General features: G+C 49.2%; 12 protein-coding genes and 1 pseudogene. 11 read left to right on the plus strand and 2 right to left on the minus strand.

The window, feature by feature from the left end; translation table 11 throughout:
* Positions 1–137: 137 nt before the first annotated feature.
* The 11 genes and pseudogenes from rfbB (at position 138) to JZ00_RS30795 (ending at position 14,086) form a co-directional block, all read left to right on the plus strand.
* On the plus strand, positions 138–1,214 hold the full coding sequence (rfbB, locus tag JZ00_RS08870) for a dTDP-glucose 4,6-dehydratase (protein ID WP_039588861.1): 1,077 nt from the start codon (positions 138–140) through the stop codon (positions 1,212–1,214).
* Complete coding sequence (gene rfbD, locus JZ00_RS08875; protein ID WP_039588862.1) at positions 1,211–2,104, plus strand: dTDP-4-dehydrorhamnose reductase; 894 nt, start codon at positions 1,211–1,213, stop codon at positions 2,102–2,104. The genes rfbB and rfbD overlap by 4 nt, the downstream gene beginning before the upstream one ends.
* The gene (gene rfbA / locus JZ00_RS08880) at positions 2,101–2,991 is read left to right on the plus strand and encodes a glucose-1-phosphate thymidylyltransferase RfbA (RefSeq protein WP_039588863.1); all 891 of its coding nucleotides are present in this window, start codon (positions 2,101–2,103) and stop codon (positions 2,989–2,991) included. The genes rfbD and rfbA overlap by 4 nt, the downstream gene beginning before the upstream one ends.
* A gap of 54 nt (positions 2,992–3,045) precedes the next feature.
* A complete protein-coding gene (locus tag JZ00_RS08885) occupies positions 3,046–3,969 on the plus strand; it encodes a glycosyltransferase (protein WP_039588864.1) in 924 nt (307 codons plus the stop codon).
* 97 nt (positions 3,970–4,066) lie between these two features.
* Positions 4,067–5,071, plus strand: a complete 1,005-nt coding sequence (locus tag JZ00_RS08890; protein ID WP_235433060.1) for a glycosyltransferase family 2 protein — start codon at positions 4,067–4,069, stop codon at positions 5,069–5,071.
* Between the two features lie 93 nt (positions 5,072–5,164).
* Positions 5,165–5,983 carry an ABC transporter permease gene (locus JZ00_RS08895; protein ID WP_039588865.1) on the plus strand — a complete coding sequence of 273 codons (819 nt, stop codon included), beginning with the start codon at positions 5,165–5,167 and terminating at the stop codon, positions 5,981–5,983.
* Complete coding sequence (locus JZ00_RS08900) at positions 5,973–7,280, plus strand: ABC transporter ATP-binding protein (RefSeq protein ID WP_039588866.1); 1,308 nt, start codon at positions 5,973–5,975, stop codon at positions 7,278–7,280. The genes JZ00_RS08895 and JZ00_RS08900 overlap by 11 nt, the downstream gene beginning before the upstream one ends.
* On the plus strand, positions 7,277–11,557 hold the full coding sequence (locus tag JZ00_RS29720; RefSeq protein WP_152668416.1) for a glycosyltransferase: 4,281 nt from the start codon (positions 7,277–7,279) through the stop codon (positions 11,555–11,557). The genes JZ00_RS08900 and JZ00_RS29720 overlap by 4 nt, the downstream gene beginning before the upstream one ends.
* A 99-nt stretch (positions 11,558–11,656) precedes the next feature.
* Positions 11,657–12,673 (plus strand): MraY family glycosyltransferase, encoded by a 1,017-nt coding sequence (locus JZ00_RS08910; protein ID WP_039588867.1) that lies wholly within the window; start codon positions 11,657–11,659, stop codon positions 12,671–12,673.
* A 489-nt stretch (positions 12,674–13,162) separates the two neighbouring features.
* Positions 13,163–13,528 (plus strand): annotated as a pseudogene (locus JZ00_RS31900) (acyltransferase family protein); the annotation flags it as partial.
* Positions 13,529–13,573: 45 nt separating this feature from the next.
* Positions 13,574–14,086, plus strand: coding sequence for an acyltransferase family protein (locus tag JZ00_RS30795; protein WP_152668417.1), 513 nt, complete (start codon positions 13,574–13,576; stop codon positions 14,084–14,086).
* A gap of 358 nt (positions 14,087–14,444) precedes the next feature.
* Here JZ00_RS30795 and JZ00_RS30050 read toward each other — a convergent pair whose 3' ends face one another.
* Together JZ00_RS30050 and JZ00_RS08915 are read right to left on the minus strand one after the other, a co-directional pair.
* A complete protein-coding gene (locus tag JZ00_RS30050) occupies positions 14,445–15,449 on the minus strand; it encodes an acyltransferase (RefSeq protein WP_082112059.1) in 1,005 nt (334 codons plus the stop codon).
* A 365-nt stretch (positions 15,450–15,814) separates the two neighbouring features.
* Complete coding sequence (locus JZ00_RS08915; protein ID WP_039588868.1) at positions 15,815–16,210, minus strand: GtrA family protein; 396 nt, start codon at positions 16,208–16,210, stop codon at positions 15,815–15,817.
* Between the last annotated feature and the right edge of the window lie 2 nt (positions 16,211–16,212).

The raw sequence follows: 16,212 nt of genomic DNA on the forward strand, positions 1-16,212 counted from the left end.
ATGCGTCCCTTGACCGCGCACGGCTTCCGCCTGCTCGAGTAAAAGTGACGAGGCGTCGCCCGAGCGATGACTTCATATGGATGGATCAGACGACGCTTGATTGGCGGTCTGTCGACAGCTCAAGGGTATGATTTCGCGTGAAAATTCTAGTCACCGGCGGCGCCGGGTTTATTGGCTCAGCAGTCATTCGCCATATTATTTCCAACACGACTGATTCCGTAATCAATGTCGACAAACTTACCTACGCCGGCAATTTGGAGTCTTTGGCGGAAGTCAGCCAAGACTCGCGTTATGCATTCGAGCGGGTCGACATTTGTGATCGCGCCGAAATAGACCGCGTCCTGCGTGAGCATCAGCCGGATGCGATCATGCATCTGGCGGCAGAATCCCATGTTGATCGCTCCATCTCCGGACCATCGGAATTCATCCAGACCAACATTATCGGCACCTACACCTTGTTGGAAGCGGCACGCCATTATTGGTCCGCGTTGAGTGGTGAGCGTAAATCCAGCTTTCGCTTCCACCACATTTCGACAGATGAAGTGTACGGCGATCTGGATGGGCCGGAAGATCTCTTCACCGAAACCACGCCATACCAGCCAAGCTCACCGTATTCCGCCAGTAAGGCCAGTTCCGATCATCTTGTTCGTGCCTGGGCCAGAACCTATGGTCTGCCAACCCTGGTAACCAATTGTTCGAATAATTATGGCCCGTGCCATTTTCCCGAAAAGCTGATCCCGCTGATCATCCTCAACGCCCTGGAAGGTAAGCCTCTGCCGGTCTACGGTAAGGGTAACCAAGTTCGCGACTGGCTCTACGTCGAAGATCACGCTCGCGCACTTTATAAGGTCGTGACGGAAGGCGTTATCGGAGAGACCTACAATATCGGCGGTCATAACGAAAAACAGAACATCGAAGTTGTGCACGCGCTGTGTGCATTACTCGATGAATTGCGTCCAGACTCCGCTCACCGTCCACACTCAAGCTTGATCACCTATGTGCAAGATCGTCCCGGTCACGATCAGCGTTATGCGATTGATGCCAGCAAGATTCAGCGTGAGCTTGGTTGGGCGCCGCAAGAAACGTTCGAAACCGGTATACGGAAAACCGTTGAGTGGTACCTCAACAATATCGAGTGGGTCGCTCATGTGAAGAGCGGCAGCTACCAGCAGTGGATCGATCAGAACTACACGGATCGTTCGGGCAAGGCATGAAGATCCTTCTTCTGGGTAAGAATGGGCAGGTGGGTTGGGAGCTGCAACGTTCCCTTGCACCGCTGGGTGAGTTGATTGCCCTTGACCGGCATCCGGTCGGAGGCTTAAGCGGCGATCTGTCGGACCTTCAAGCTCTGCGTGCAACGATCCGTCAGATCGGCCCTGATATTATCGTCAACGCAGCGGCCTATACGGCCGTGGATAAAGCCGAGTCCGAAGCTGAACTGGCAGAGCGGGTAAATGCCCAGGCTAGCCAGGTCATGGCCGAGGAAGCCGCGTCTCTCGGCGCATGGCTCATTCACTATTCAACCGATTATGTCTTTAACGGCGAAGGTACGGAGGCTTGGCAAGAAACTGATGCGGTCGCACCGATCAATCGGTACGGCGCGAGCAAGCTGGCGGGTGAACAGGCGATTATCGCATCCGGTTGCCGCTACCTGATTTTTCGTACCAGTTGGGTTTATGGCGCGCGCGGCAATAATTTCGCGAAAACCATGCTTCGGCTAGCGGCGGATCGTGAAACTTTAAATGTTATTGCGGATCAGATCGGCGCACCTACCGGGGCGGATCTGATCGCAGATGTTACGGCTCTCGTCATTCACCAGGTTATTAAGCGTCCTGAGCTTGCGGGTCTTTACCACCTGGCGGCGGCCGGTGAAGTGTCATGGCATGGCTACGCCAGCCATGTCATTAATTTCGCCAAGACCAACGGTGAGGTGCTTGCGGTGAGCACCATCAATCCGATCAATACAAGCGCCTATCCTACGCCTGCGCAACGCCCATTGAATTCACGTTTGAATACGCAGAAGTTGCGCGTCAATTTTTCACTACACTTGCCGGACTGGCAAAGTGGCGTAACCCGAATGCTTAGGGAAATTCTGAATAAATGACCACGACAAACCGTAAAGGCATCATTCTGGCAGGTGGCTCGGGCACTCGACTGCACCCATTGACCCTTGGCGTCTCCAAGCAGATGCTGCCTATCTACGACAAGCCGATGATCTTCTATCCGCTTTCGGTGCTCATGCTCGCCGGCATGCGCGAAATCCTGATTATCTCCACGCCGGAAGATTTACCCTGCTTTAAAAAACTGCTCGGTGACGGCAGCAGGTATGGCATCAAGCTGACTTATGCCGAGCAACCCAGCCCGGATGGTCTCGCCCAGGCGTTCATTATCGGCGAAGAGTTTATCGGGAAGGATCCTTGCTGTCTGATTTTGGGCGATAATATTTTTTACGGTCAGCACTTCTCGGATAACTTGCGCTCAGCCAGTGAGCAAGAGCACGGCGCAACGGTATTCGGTTACCACGTATCTGACCCGGAGCGTTTCGGAGTGGTTGAGTTCGACGGCACAGGAAAAGCCCTGAGCATAGAAGAGAAGCCGCTGCGGCCGAAATCTAACTACGCGGTGACTGGCTTATATTTTTATGACAATCAAGTAGTCGAAATAGCGAAGAACATCAAGCCCTCCGAGCGCGGTGAACTGGAAATTACTGATGTCAACCGAGCCTACCTTGAGCAGCAAACCTTGAGCGTCGAGATACTGGGACGCGGTTTTGCCTGGCTGGACACTGGCACTCATGATTCGTTATTGGAAGCTAGCCACTTTGTGCATACCATTGAGCAGCGTCAGGGCTTGAAGGTGGCGTGTCTGGAGGAGATCGCTTACCACAATGCTTGGATCACTGCGGAGCAGTTGGGTATGCAAGCCGGAGCTTTAAAGAAAACCGGATATGGTCAGTATCTTCAAAAGTTATTGGATTCGCCTTCTCGCTAAGTTCAAAAAGCCAAGTCCTTTTGTGCAATGGCGTCCAATCGATGTGGGAATCGCATGCCAGTTAAACATCCCAAGGTTGCGGTTATGCTAGCGGCCTTCAACGGTATGCGCTGGATCGAGGAACAGATGGCCTCGATCCTCAATCAGGCGGCTGTTGATGTGACTGTTTTTATCAGTATCGATCCCTCAACCGACGGTACCGAGGGGTGGTGTGCGGAACTTACGGCGCGTCACCCTCAAGTGGTTGTTCTGCCTGAGGTTAGCCGATTTGGTGGTGCGTCGCGTAACTTCTTTCGTCTTATCCGGGACGTTCCTCTCGATGAATACGAATTCTTTGCATTTTCCGATCAGGATGATATCTGGGATATTGATAAGCTCCACCGTGCGACTTTGGAGATCGAGTCGCGCAAGGTCGATGGCTACTCCAGCAACGTCACTGCTTTCTGGGCAAATGGACGAAATTGTCTGATTGACAAGGCGCAACCGCAAGTAGACTGGGATTACTTGTTCGAATCCGCTGGTCCGGGTTGTACATATGTGATGACGCGGCGACTGATGACCCTCTTGAAGGAGTCGGTGCTCTTCAGTTGGGAGGAACTGCAGCGGGTCAGCCTGCATGACTGGTATTGTTATGCATTCGCCCGCAGCCATGGTTTCTGCTGGTTCATTGATCCGCTGTCATCCCTCCAGTATCGCCAGCACGAGCGTAATCAGGTCGGGGCGAACGCCGGTCTTGGTTCATTGATCAAACGGTATAAGACGATTCGCAATGGCTGGTGGTTTTCTCAAGTGAAGTTGATTGCGCGCTTGGTCGGGCTTGACGACGATGTGTTTGTGCAACGATGGTTGCCATTAGAGCGCAGACATTTATTGAAGTTGTCTCTCAGCGCTCAGCATTGTCGTCGCCGAATTAGAGATAAAGTGTTCTTCTTCTGTATTTGTTGTGCCCAAGCGGTAATCGGGAGAAAGGCGGAATGACACAGGCTTACAAGATTTTTCCCGCCAATAAAACCCAATTTTACGCTGGGCGGACCAGTGCCGTTGGTATTTTATCCCTACCGCAACGGAGTGCTCTGTGATAACTCCTCTTTTGCCAAATTTACCGGAAGGCCATGTTCCTTTTCATGGAACGATGAATGTTCAGGATCAGGGCTTGCACGGACCGCATGTAACTATCCTGATGTGTACCTACAACGGCGAACGTTTCCTGTCTCAGCAACTCGACTCGCTTGCTCGTCAGACCTATCGCAATTGGAGTGTCGTAGTATCTGACGATGGTTCCACTGATGCCACGTTGGAAATACTGCGCCAGTATTCAGCATTATGGGGTGAGGGCAAATTCACCCTGCGTCAGGGCCCGAAGCGCGGTTTCGCCGCAAATTTCATGTCGCTCGCCTGTAATCCTCCGACGCGATCCGAGTTTTATGCGTGGGCGGATCAGGACGATATTTGGCAAGACAACAAGCTTGAGACTGCGCTCAAGTCCTTACGGGATTTACCAGAACAAATTCCTACGCTTTATTGTGCACGCACGGAATTGGTTAGCGATGCGGGGGGCGTGATAGGCTGTTCTCCATTGTTCGCAAGGCCCGCCAGTTTTGCCAATGCGTTGGTACAGAGTCTCGCCGGAGGTAATACAATGGTGTTCAATGGAGCCGCCCAAGCGTTGTTTCGAGTGGCAGGCGACTACCTTGATATTGTGTCTCACGACTGGTGGGCCTATCTGCTAGTGACTGGTGCCGGGGGGCAGGTTATCTATGATCCAGCCCCCACTATTCTCTATCGACAGCACGATGCCAACCTGATTGGTTCAGATATGGGGCCCCGCGCGCGTCTAGCGCGATTACGCATGATGCTCACTGGACGTTTTAAAGGATGGAATCAAAGGAATATCAGCGCCTTGGAGTCCGTCCGCTCACAACTGAGCGAGGAAAGCCTGTCCACCTTAGATCTATTCCAGAAAGCAAGGAAGTCAAGGGGACCGGCCCGGATCATCTGGTTGAGACGCTCCGGGGTATACCGGCAGACGTTGTTGGGCAATCTTGGGTTGATGTTGGCTGCGATCATTAACAGAATTTGACGATATTGAGTTTCCGGTTTGAGTTATTGGAACAGCATTTGAAGGGATTTTTTATGAGCATCATCTTCGCGGCTTTGTTTAGGTGTTTATTTAATGCGTAATTTCTCGATAACCCCAAGAGAACAGGCCGCTAGCTTGTGGCGCAATCGCAACATGATCAGGGCTCTGGTACAGCGGGAGGTCGTTGGACGCTATCGCGGCTCTTTCATGGGAATTCTTTGGTCGTTCTTTAACCCCGTGTTCATGCTGGTTGTCTACACGTTCGTATTCAGCGTCGTGTTCAAGGCTCGCTGGGCCGGCGGCAGTGATTCGAAGACGGAATTTGCGCTTATCCTTTTTGCCGGACTGATTATGTTCAACCTGTTCGCCGAGTGTTTGAACCGTAGTCCGACCCTGATTCTAGCAAATGCAAATTATGTTAAGAAAGTGGTGTTCCCGCTGGAAATTCTACCTTGGGTGGCGGTCGGTTCTGCGTTGTTCCACATGGCGATCAGTCTCGTCGTCTGGTTGATTGCTTATATCTTTCTGTTTGGTGCGCCACATCTGACGGTCTTGCTCCTCCCGCTAATCGTTTTGCCACTGATATTTTTGATCATGGGCTTGACTTGGGCATTGGCGTCGCTCGGAGTTTATTTACGTGATGTGGCGCAATTCATCGGAATTCTGACCACGGTGTTGATGTTTCTCTCGCCGATTTTTTACCCGGCGAGTGCCCTACCTGAAAAGTACCAGCACCTGTTAATGTTGAACCCGCTCACACCTACCATTGAATATGCACGCGACGTGTTGTTTTGGGGGCGGATGCCTGATTTCACAATCCTTGGAATTTATCTGATGGGCTCGGTAGTGGTCGCCTGGTTGGGCTTCGCCTGGTTCCAGAAAACGCGGAAGGGATTTGCTGATGTCATCTGATATTGCCATTAAGGTTCAGAATCTCAGCAAATGCTATGAGATTTACAACAAGCCACGTGATCGTTTACTGCAAATGCTCAGTCGCGGCAGGAAGCGCTATTGCCGTGAATTCTGGGCGCTGCGTGACGTTTCATTCGAGATTCGCAAAGGCGAGACCGTTGGCATCGTCGGCAGAAACGGCAGCGGCAAGTCCACGTTGTTGCAGATCCTCTGTGGCACCCTGAATCCTACTGCTGGTACCGTCGTAACGAATGGTCGGATCGCTGCGTTGCTTGAGTTGGGTTCCGGGTTCAATCCAGAGTTCACCGGGCGTGAGAACGTCTACCTGAATGCGACCATTCTTGGTTTGAGCAAGGAAGAAATCGATCAGAGATATGACGCGATTATTGAGTTCGCGGATATCGGCGATTTTATAAACCAACCAGTAAAAACCTATTCTAGTGGAATGCTGGTGCGTTTAGCTTTTGCCGTGCAAGCCCAAGTCGAGCCGGACATTCTTATCGTAGACGAGGCATTGGCCGTTGGCGACGCGAAGTTCCAGGCTCGCTGTTTCGATCGTTTGAAAAAACTGAAGGAAAGTGGCACCAGCATTCTATTGGTAACGCATTCAAGTGAGCAGATCGTTACTCATTGCGACAGAGCGTTTTTGTTGAATGAGGGGATACAGCTGGAGCAGGGTGAGCCGCGCGCGGTCGTCAATCGTTATCTCGACTTGCTGTTTGGTAAGACCCAGAGCTCCATTGCCATTGATGCCGAACAGGGCGACGAAGCGACGGAAACGTACCACACGCCAGAGGGTGGCCTGGACGTATTTGAAACGCATCCCAACTATAATCCCAATGAGTACCGGTGGGGTGATCGAGCGGCAACGATCATCGATTTTCATCTGAGTGTGGCGGGACTGGAATATCCCGTTGCCGTTGACACAGGCTCAAAATTAAGACTAGTGGTGTTTGTCAGGTTTGACGCCGATCTGGTATGCCCCATCCTAGGCGTGACCCTTAAAACTAAAGAGGGGATTACAGTTTATGGGGTAAACACCGAAACACTCGACTACCCAGACTTCCGCAAGTTTGGTCGCAAAGGGGAGATTATCGAGGTGGAGGTGACAATCGCCTGTGAGTTGGCACCGGGTGATTATTTTATATCGTTGGGTGTGTCAACCAAGGATGGTGAAGAAGTGACTCCTAGGGATCGGCGTTACGATTCGATTCATCTCCAAGTTCGGCCTACTGAAAAATTTTTCGGGCTGGTAAATCTAGATTCGAGCATTCGTGCCAAAAAGGTTGCAAATTGAATACTTTATTGATGCAAGCGGGTTATCAACTTAACGAAGAGCTGAAGATCTGGTCGCGACCGGATTACGCTAGTATCAACTACAGTGACGGCGATACCACCGAATTGCGCATCAAGGAGTTGATTGACAAGGCGACTGATGTGAGTGTTTTCTCCGATGAGTTAAGAGGTTGGTGCACAGATTGGCCCTCCCTATACTATCTGTCCAGCACTCGCGCAAACCTGCTGAGGATATTTGACTCGGAGCTTCGCGGCGACATTCTCGAGATTGGCGCCGGTTGCGGTGCCATAACCCGTTATCTGGGGGAGCAAGGAGGAAAAGTGCTCGCGCTTGAAGGCAGTAGCCGTCGTGCAAGTATTGCCCGGGCGCGTACAAGAGACCTACCAAATGTATCGGTATTGGCTGAAACATTCGAAGATTTTCAAATTGGCAAAAAATTTGATGTAATCACGCTAATTGGCGTATTTGAATACGCTAATCTGTTCGTGTCTGGGGAGAATCCAGGCGCCAATATGCTTCAAAAAGTTCGCTCGTTATTGAATCCTGACGGACTTTTGATTATCGCCATCGAAAATCAGCTGGGCCTGAAGTATTTTGCGGGCGCACCGGAAGATCATGTCGTGACGCCGATGTTTGGTTTAGAAGGTCGTTATAATCGCACAACTCCACAGACTTATGGGAAGCAAGCTCTTACGTCGTTGCTGTCCGATGCCGGTTTTTTATCAAATGAATTTTTCGCACCGTTTCCGGACTACAAACTACCCGTCTCGATTGTTACGGAACGAGGCTTCAAAGAGCCTGGGTTTGATGCAGCGGCGTTCGCATCACAGAGCGTAAAGCGTGACCCGCAACTGCCTGAGCTTTGCACGTTCTCGCTTGAATTGGCGTGGCCGCAGATATGCAAGAATGGTCTGGGTATGGATATGTCCAACTCCTTCCTGATCGGTGCATCCCCGGTAATTCGTAAAACGATTGACGACGAAACACTCGCGGTTCACTTCAGCAGTGACCGACATGCAGAGTTCTGCAAGAGTTCGACTTTTAGAAAAGAATCCGACAACACTATTCGTGTCCACTACAGAAAGCTGGCTGAGGTGCAACCGGTTCCTACAGAAGATTCTATAGTCGAGTTTAAATTAACGGAATCTGAGCCTTACATTAAAGGACACGTTCTCTCGACGAAGCTGATGGATATCCTCAATGCTGATGGTTGGACTTATGCTCAGGTCGGAGAGTTCCTCAGGAGTTACGTTGGCATCTTGAAGGATATTTCTAGAGATTCACTTTATGCGGACGGCTTGTTATCTGGCAAAATGGTCGATGCGGTACCCCAGAACATCCTGATTGATCAGGAGGGAAAGCCACACTTAATTGACAGAGAGTGGTCATTGACGATCGCCTTGCGAGTTGAGTTTTTGATGTTCAGGGCCCTACGTCAATTGCTAGGCTCTGTGACTCGATTCAGCCCAGGGGCTGATTTTTCCACCGCAACTTATAGCGAGTTTGTGTTTGCATCCTGCGCGGCGGCAGACTATCCGATTACCCAAGAAGACATTCACGAATTCCTAGCGTTAGAAGCACGGATGCAGAGCGTCATTAGTGGGCGCAAACGCAGCGAATTTATATCATGGGAAGGGGATCGTAACGTAGTCGTCGATAGTCTGCTGATCGCTTACAACAAATCTCAAGCTGCTTTGACGGCGAGATCAGAGTTGGAGGGAACCGCGGGGAGGACGTTAGGAGGAGGGGCAGCTGATTCGCAAACACACCAATCTGAGCACCACGCAACGCTTGATGTGCTGCAGGCCGAGCTTGACGATTTGCGCTCGGAGCGTGATCAGCTGTCCATGCTCCTAGCCGAAAACCAATCGGCCTACAGCAGTGTTATTCGATCGAGGTCCTGGTACTTCACTAAGCCGCTTCGCTTTGCTGTTCGTTTGTTGCGCACCGGAAAAGCGTGGGGGCATAGCAAACTGGAAATAGCTAAACGCGCGACGACAGCTTATCTGCGCCGACAAGCGCCGAAGAGTTCCGTTCTTGCTGCCGAAAATCGCGTCGTAGAAGCGCCAATTACACGTGTTCGCTCCGTCACTGTGATCTTGCCTGTCTATAAGGGCATTGAGATGACGAAACGTTGTATTGAAGCGGCGATGCCAGGAGTTCTCTCATTTACCGATTCGAAGATCATTGCGATCAATGACTGCAGTCCGGATGCGGGCATGCAGGAGATGCTGCTCAAACTTGAATCAAAATGGCCTAACGTGCTAACTGTATTGGAAAACCAAGTTAATCTGGGCTTCGTGAAAACGGTTAATCACGGGATGCGTCAGGCAGGTGAAGCTGATATCGTATTTCTAAACAGCGATGTTATCGTTCCGGGAAATTGGTTGGAGCGACTTGCGGCGGAAGCCTACGTTGCTCCGAATATCGGCACGGTGACACCCTTCTCTAATAATGCCACCATCTGCAGTTTTCCTGCTTTTCTCTATGAAAACGAACAAGCATTCGGATTGGATACGCATCAGATCGATAAGGTCTTTGCCGACGCGCGCTTGCCCAATGTAAAAGCCCCCACTGGCGTTGGGTTCTGCATGTATGTGCGCCGCGACTGTCTTAATAAGGTCGGCCTGTTGAACGAGGAAAAGTTCGGCCGTGGTTACGGTGAAGAGAATGATTTGTGCCAGCGTGCATTGAAAGCTGGCTGGCTTAATATTATTACGCCGAATCTGTACGCGTTCCATGAAGGGGGCGTTAGCTTCTCATCGACTAAGCAGGCGTTAGTCGAAAACGCCTCAAAGGCAATTGCGGATCTTCACCCGAACTACCATCTAGATATACAAAGATTCATTGCTGAAGATCCGGTCAAATGGGTGCGTATTAGTCGTTTGGTGCGGTTGCTTGCGAGCCTCAAGCAGCCTAAGGTGCTGCAAGTTACACATGAGGCGGGCGGTGGAATAAAGCAACATGTTGACGAGCTCGGCGAAGCATTTCAAGCTAATCTCTACAATCTTATTTTGACTCCATTTAGAGGGGTGAACGCTGTCTCTCTGCGAATGGGTACGTTCCAAGGTGCGGATGAGTTGGTGTTCCGGATTCCAGAGGAAACGCCAAAGTTGGTCGCATTGCTTAAAGGCTGCGGCGTTAAATTCATCCATTTTCATCATTCTTTAGGTTTGAGCCCGTCAATACTCGAGCTCCCTACAAAGCTGGGTACACGGTACGCATTGACCGTACACGATTACTATTGGCTCTGCGGCAATCCGACTTTAACCAATCAGACGGGGGTTTATCCGGGACAGTATTCAGACGATTTGCCAAATCCTGCGTTCCCTTTGCCCAAGGGGGTATCTGTGTCAATGTGGCGCGATCACTTAAGAGGTTTTATTGAAGGCGCGGAAACGGTAATCTTTCCATCTGAGTACACATTGTCGTTATATAAGCGGTACTATACGCTACAAAGTCCAAGAGTCGCTTTCCATGTTGAGGAAAAACGAGCATTGGACGTTCCGGTTGCCCCTATCAATAAAAAGTCGCGTTACACTGTTGGTGTGCTCGGTGCTCTGGGAAAAGAAAAAGGCGCTGATTACCTCGAGCAACTTGCGGAGAAAGCGAAGGCCGCCCAAGTACCGTTTGATTTTAAATTGCTCGGGTTCGCCTACAGGAAGTTGAAGGAGGTTATCACCACAGGGCGATACGAGGCAGACGGTTTAAAGCAGCTCATGTCGGAGCATGATCTTGATTTGGTCCTATTTCCCGCGCAGTGCCCAGAAACTTACAGCTATACTTTGAGCTATGCATTAGAGGCTGGGCTGCCGATCATCGCGCCGGATATTGGCGCTTTCCCTGAGCGTCTAGCCAATCGGGAACATACTCTCATTTATCAGTATGGCATGAAGCCAGATGACCTTCTGATAGAAATGAACAGCTTTATAAAGTCGTCGGCGGCTGGGAAAATATTATCGGGACCGCCTCGCGACAATAACTTGCTTGATCATGACTTTTATAGAAATAGGTACCCACAGCTAGTTAACAGCGATACCCCTCAAGAAGAACAGTTTGTTACTATTGAGCTTCCAGCGTCCATTGAGTCGACGGAGGAATATGAAGTTCCGCTGACTTCCAAGGAAATCGCACTTCTAGCGCTTTGGACGCTGTACCGCAAGCCTAGCATGCAGCGCATCAGCCAAGTTGTCCCGTATAATCTACGTCAGAGGATCAAGCGAAAGCTGACCAACCGGCCCTTGCATGAAATTGTGGATATCCGGGAAGAACGGTAATCGGTTCCCTCTTGCCCATGATAACTCTAGGCGGCAAGAGGGCTTAGGTTTACTTTGACGTAAAATTTAAATCGTTTTGTAAGGGAGTCACTGGGGCTTATGAATGTTGTTTGGTTGGTGCCAGTGGCTTTTGCTAGTGCATTTATTTTAACGGGTATATTGCGCCGTTATGCGTTCTCAAAACATCTTATCGACATTCCCAACGACCGCAGTTCTCACTCCATCCCAACGCCTAGAGGGGGGGGCGTTGCGATCGTTATCAGCTTTCTGCTCGCACTTTGTCTACTGTATATGGATGGAGTAATCCCGACCGACCTTCTCCTGTCCGGATTAGGGGCAGGAGCGTTCGTCGCTGTGCTGGGTTTTATGGATGACCATGGGCACATCGCCGCACGCTGGCGGCTGTTAGGGCACTTCGCTGCGGCGGGCTGGGCGCTCTATTGGCTCGATGGTCTGCCGCCCGTATATGTCTTTGATCAAGTCTTCGACCTGGGTTGGCCAGGCTCGGTACTGGCCGCATTTTTTCTCGTTTGGTTGCTGAACCTTTATAACTTTATGGACGGTATCGACGGTCTTGCTGGTGTCGAGGCTGTGACCGTAAGTCTAGGCGCATGCGTGTTGTACTGGCTGGACGACGATAATTTTTTAATGTGGCCCCCTCTGCTGCTCTCGTGTTCTGTATGTGGATTCCTAATATGGAATTTTCCTACAGCGCGGATCTTCATGGGCGATGCCGGCAGCGGTTTCATCGGTCTGATGCTTGGAATTCTCGCGCTCCAGGCGGGTTGGGTATCGTTCGAGCTATTTTGGGGATGGCTGATTCTGTTAGGCGTCTTTATTGTCGATGCAACATTTACTCTTCTGCGTCGCTTGCTTCGCGGGGAGAAGGTCTATGAGGCGCATCGTAGTCATGCCTACCAGTTCGCAGCGCGGCGATACGGTAAGCATTGGCCTGTGACCATTACTGTAGGTTTGATCAATCTGCTTTGGTTGCTACCGATTGCGATCGGTGTCACCCGATTTCAATTCAATGAAGTGATAGGATTGTTCCTTGGCTACGTTCCCTTAGCTCTTCTTGCCTTCAGGTTCCAAGCGGGAAGGACGGAAGCGCTATGAAAGCTTGGTTCTAGCGCTATCGTTGAGTCTTTGATGATGTCGGCGTAGAGTCTGAATCACCAAGGGCGCCCCCAGACCTTCCGCCTGGGCAATCATCTCCTCTTCAGGGACGTGCCATGAGTCTGAGTATCACTAGGACGTTTCAGCTAGTGTCATTGTGTAGGCGCAAACTGTAACCATAGTTTGGCTCTGTTCGTTTTTGCTTTCTATCTCGCGAGCCAAGGTTGTTGAAGATGTCAATTGTAGGGCAGTTCTCCCAAGAATTTTCGATGGTGCACCACATCGGCCATGCTAATGTGCAACAAATTTTTTGGTTGCGGTGGTGATGCGCGTGAGAAATCCTGGAAAAACGCTAGGTGACTTTGTAGATGGACGAGTAAATAATTTTGACCTGTTAAGATTATTTGCCGCTTTGCTAGTCCTGGTTTCGCATAGCCTTGTTTTAGCTGGCGAACCCTTGGAACCGCTGGTGAGGCTGTTCGGTGGTTACAGAACTCTAGTCTCGGTGTATATGTATTTTTCGTTATTAGTGGTTTTCTCGTTGCTGGATCTATTGAGCGAAGGACGATTGTTGAATATTTCTCAAGTAGGGTTTTTCGAATAATTCCTGCGTTAGCTGTTACGGTGTTTGTAACAGCGTTGGTTATAGGTCCTATATTTACTAGCTTAAGCATTGAGGAGTATTTTCAGAGCAGGCAGGTCTATAAATATCTGCTTAATGCGGTTCCCTATAGAATAGAATTTATACTTTCAGGTGTTTTCGTGGATTTGCCTTTTCAAAATGGCGTTAATGGTTCCTTGTGGACTCTTCCGATAGAGTTGCTTTGTTATACGTACTTGCTCTTATTTGTTTGATGGGGGGGTTAGAGGCTGACTCTTGTTGTTCCGGTTGCTATTCTAATGGCTGTGCTTTATTTGTGGAATTCGATCACCTCTGAGTTATCTAGTATTGTGCTGTTTGGTATGACAATGGTTTCTACTTCTCTTCAGTATGGGCTGATGTTCGCTATTGGATCGATGCTGTGGATATGCCGGAGGTATATTCCCATCGATTCCAGGCTTGCTTTCGTTTGTTTAACTCTTCTGGTTGCTGGTACCTTGTCAGGTTATGTTGAATTATTCGTATATCTATGGCTGCCATATTTTATTGTATATCTCGCATATCATAAACCAATTCTGAACAATCTAACCACCAAAGTTGGCGATCTTTCTTATGGTACGTATCTATTTTCTTTTCCTGTTCAGCAGATAAGTGTAAGTCTCTGCGATGGCAAAATACGTGGATGGCAGTTGGCTATTTTTTTCGCTGTTCTGTCTATGACTTTGGCGGCGATTTCTTGGAGGCTGATAGAAAAGCCGGCTATTAATTATAAGAACAGATTGTTTCGCCAGGCGAAGGTAGCTCTAGCCTGACGAGGATTTTCTATTTGAACGCTTACTGACTAGTGCCCCTATTCTTTTGACGCGCTCCGCGCGTTTTTTTGGGGGGGGGCAGCATGGGCGTACTCTTGTGGGCTAAAGTTTCGCCGTAAGTTGGCCACAACGAAATGAAGCGCAACTGCATGAGGGCAAGTGATTGTTGCGCAGAAAGCGTAGAGTGAAGACGTGAATCGGGTGCGACTTGATCCTTTCGAGTTTTGCATTGGGTCGCATCATGGCGGACGGGCCAGTCCTGCGACTATTTGGAAGCTATCAAGGTGGGCGTTCATACGGCGGTACAAAGCAGTAGCTAAGAGCTTATGCATGGCCTCCGATAATGGATTCGAGCACTTCAGGTTATATAACGTCCAAACGCTGTCAAGCGCATTAAATATACAACGATCAAGGACAACAAAAATGCTGCCATTGAAATGGCTGGAGCCATGAACCATGTATTTATGCCGGTTGCGCTTAATCCAAATGCTGGGAATATCCCGCCAATAATAAGCACATGAAGACAGTAAATGCCCAAGGTGCATTCTGCCGCGGATGCTATTCTTTTTGTCGGCGGGTGTGGATTGGTTGACATGAAGTAGCAAAAAAAACCAATGGCTGAAAAAATAACTAAAGGAGAGAGATAATCATAAAAAGTTTGGCATGGACTGCCAACCATAGTGGAATGCCAATAGGTTGCTATCGACGTCGCTGCGGCTCCGCTAACGAACATAATGGCGCCAATTTTCGCGCTGATTTTTATGTCGCTAAGTATCGCACCCAGTAGCAGAAAACCAAAGTATCCGCTGAACGTTGAGACGTGATATAAAGAGGCTGTACTCGGAAGGGTTATTGGAATGCAAGTCTGCGGATTTTGCATAATAGACGCCAGAGGCCAAATAGAGCTTACAAATATCCATAGAGTAACTCCCCAAAGTTTTTCCGGCATGCTCCCAATTTTATAATATAAGCGGAGAATAGGGGTTAGTGCGTACAGTCCGATTATGGCGTATAAGTACCAAAGATGATACATCGCCGGGGCGGTCAAGGATTCTATAAGCCAGTTACTAATATCGACGCGACAATACCAAAGCCAAGCAACATAAAAAACGGTCCAGAAAATAAGCGGGGGAAAAACTCTTACAAAGCGCTTCTTTAAAAAAATGCTAAGTGGTTCGACTTTTTTAAGAAGAAGCGCGCCTGAAATCATCAAAAAAACGGGGACACAGATTCTTGTGAAAGACTCAAAAATATGTGCAGCCCACCAACCCTCTCCCCATGTGCTTGCTTGTCCGGCTGATACATGTAGCAGAATAACTAAAAAGCAAGCCCATAGCTTAAGTTTCGCGATTCTTGCATCCATTTTATCCACGCTTTTCTAGAGTCTTATAAAAAATCGGAATATGACATGAGTTTAAATGAGAAGCAGTATTGCTTTGCTTCTTCGTTTTTCAGCTGCAATAAGTAGCGTTCTCCTGCTCTAAGGGCAACGTGGCGAGAGCCCAAGCGTTAAAAAACTGTTGGAAAATTCTTTAATTAACAAATGAGCATTTTCCAGAATAAACCAAACCCCTAGTGCTCCAATGCGGGAAATTTTTTGCCATATTTCTGACAATAAAAAATGGAAATGTGCATGAGAAACATCCAGCAGGAAATTTTAAGGCTCCTTAGCCTTAGAAATTTTCTCATTCATGGCGGCGTCCTGTTGGGGGGAAGCATCTGGATAGCTCACGGCGACAATGTCTTAGGCTTGACAAAAATTAGCTTGGACAGCACGTATGTAAAAGGTATTAAAATTAAAGTAGCTGCAAGCGGAGCCAGAAATTCAGGAAGCTCCAACGTCATGACCCATAACCATACTATTAGGACTCCTATGGCGTATTGCGCCACATAGATCATGGGTAGCAACAAAACGGTCTTTAATCCTTGATGTTCCTTGAAGACGAAAAAGCGATTCAGGAAAAAAGCTAGAAAAATTCCAGAAACATAGCTAATGGAATAGCTCCAAATATATGGGAGGAGGTTTAATAGGGCTAGATATAAACAATAGGTCGCAATGGTGTTTATTCCTCCGGTCAGAAGAAAACGGACGAATTTTATATCCTGCCATTTTATTGGGCTCATTT

Origin of the sequence: Pseudomonas frederiksbergensis (genome assembly GCF_000802155.2) — a bacterium.
GTDB classification, from domain to species: domain Bacteria; phylum Pseudomonadota; class Gammaproteobacteria; order Pseudomonadales; family Pseudomonadaceae; genus Aquipseudomonas; species Aquipseudomonas frederiksbergensis_A.

What these genes read in the sequence shown, in the direction of transcription:
- rfbA (WP_039588863.1), top strand. Translation starts at nt 2,101, where the DNA reads ATGACCACGACAAACCGTAAAGGCATCATTCTGGCAGGTGGCTCGGGC.
- JZ00_RS08885 (WP_039588864.1), top strand. Translation starts at nt 3,046, where the DNA reads ATGCCAGTTAAACATCCCAAGGTTGCGGTTATGCTAGCGGCCTTCAAC.
- JZ00_RS30795 (WP_152668417.1), top strand. Translation starts at nt 13,574, where the DNA reads ATGGCTGTGCTTTATTTGTGGAATTCGATCACCTCTGAGTTATCTAGT.
- rfbD (WP_039588862.1), top strand. Translation starts at nt 1,211, where the DNA reads ATGAAGATCCTTCTTCTGGGTAAGAATGGGCAGGTGGGTTGGGAGCTG.
- JZ00_RS08900 (WP_039588866.1), top strand. Translation starts at nt 5,973, where the DNA reads ATGTCATCTGATATTGCCATTAAGGTTCAGAATCTCAGCAAATGCTAT.
- JZ00_RS08895 (WP_039588865.1), top strand. Translation starts at nt 5,165, where the DNA reads ATGCGTAATTTCTCGATAACCCCAAGAGAACAGGCCGCTAGCTTGTGG.
- JZ00_RS08910 (WP_039588867.1), top strand. Translation starts at nt 11,657, where the DNA reads ATGAATGTTGTTTGGTTGGTGCCAGTGGCTTTTGCTAGTGCATTTATT.
- JZ00_RS30050 (WP_082112059.1), bottom strand. Translation starts at nt 15,449, where the DNA reads ATGGATGCAAGAATCGCGAAACTTAAGCTATGGGCTTGCTTTTTAGTT.
- JZ00_RS08915 (WP_039588868.1), bottom strand. Translation starts at nt 16,210, where the DNA reads ATGAGCCCAATAAAATGGCAGGATATAAAATTCGTCCGTTTTCTTCTG.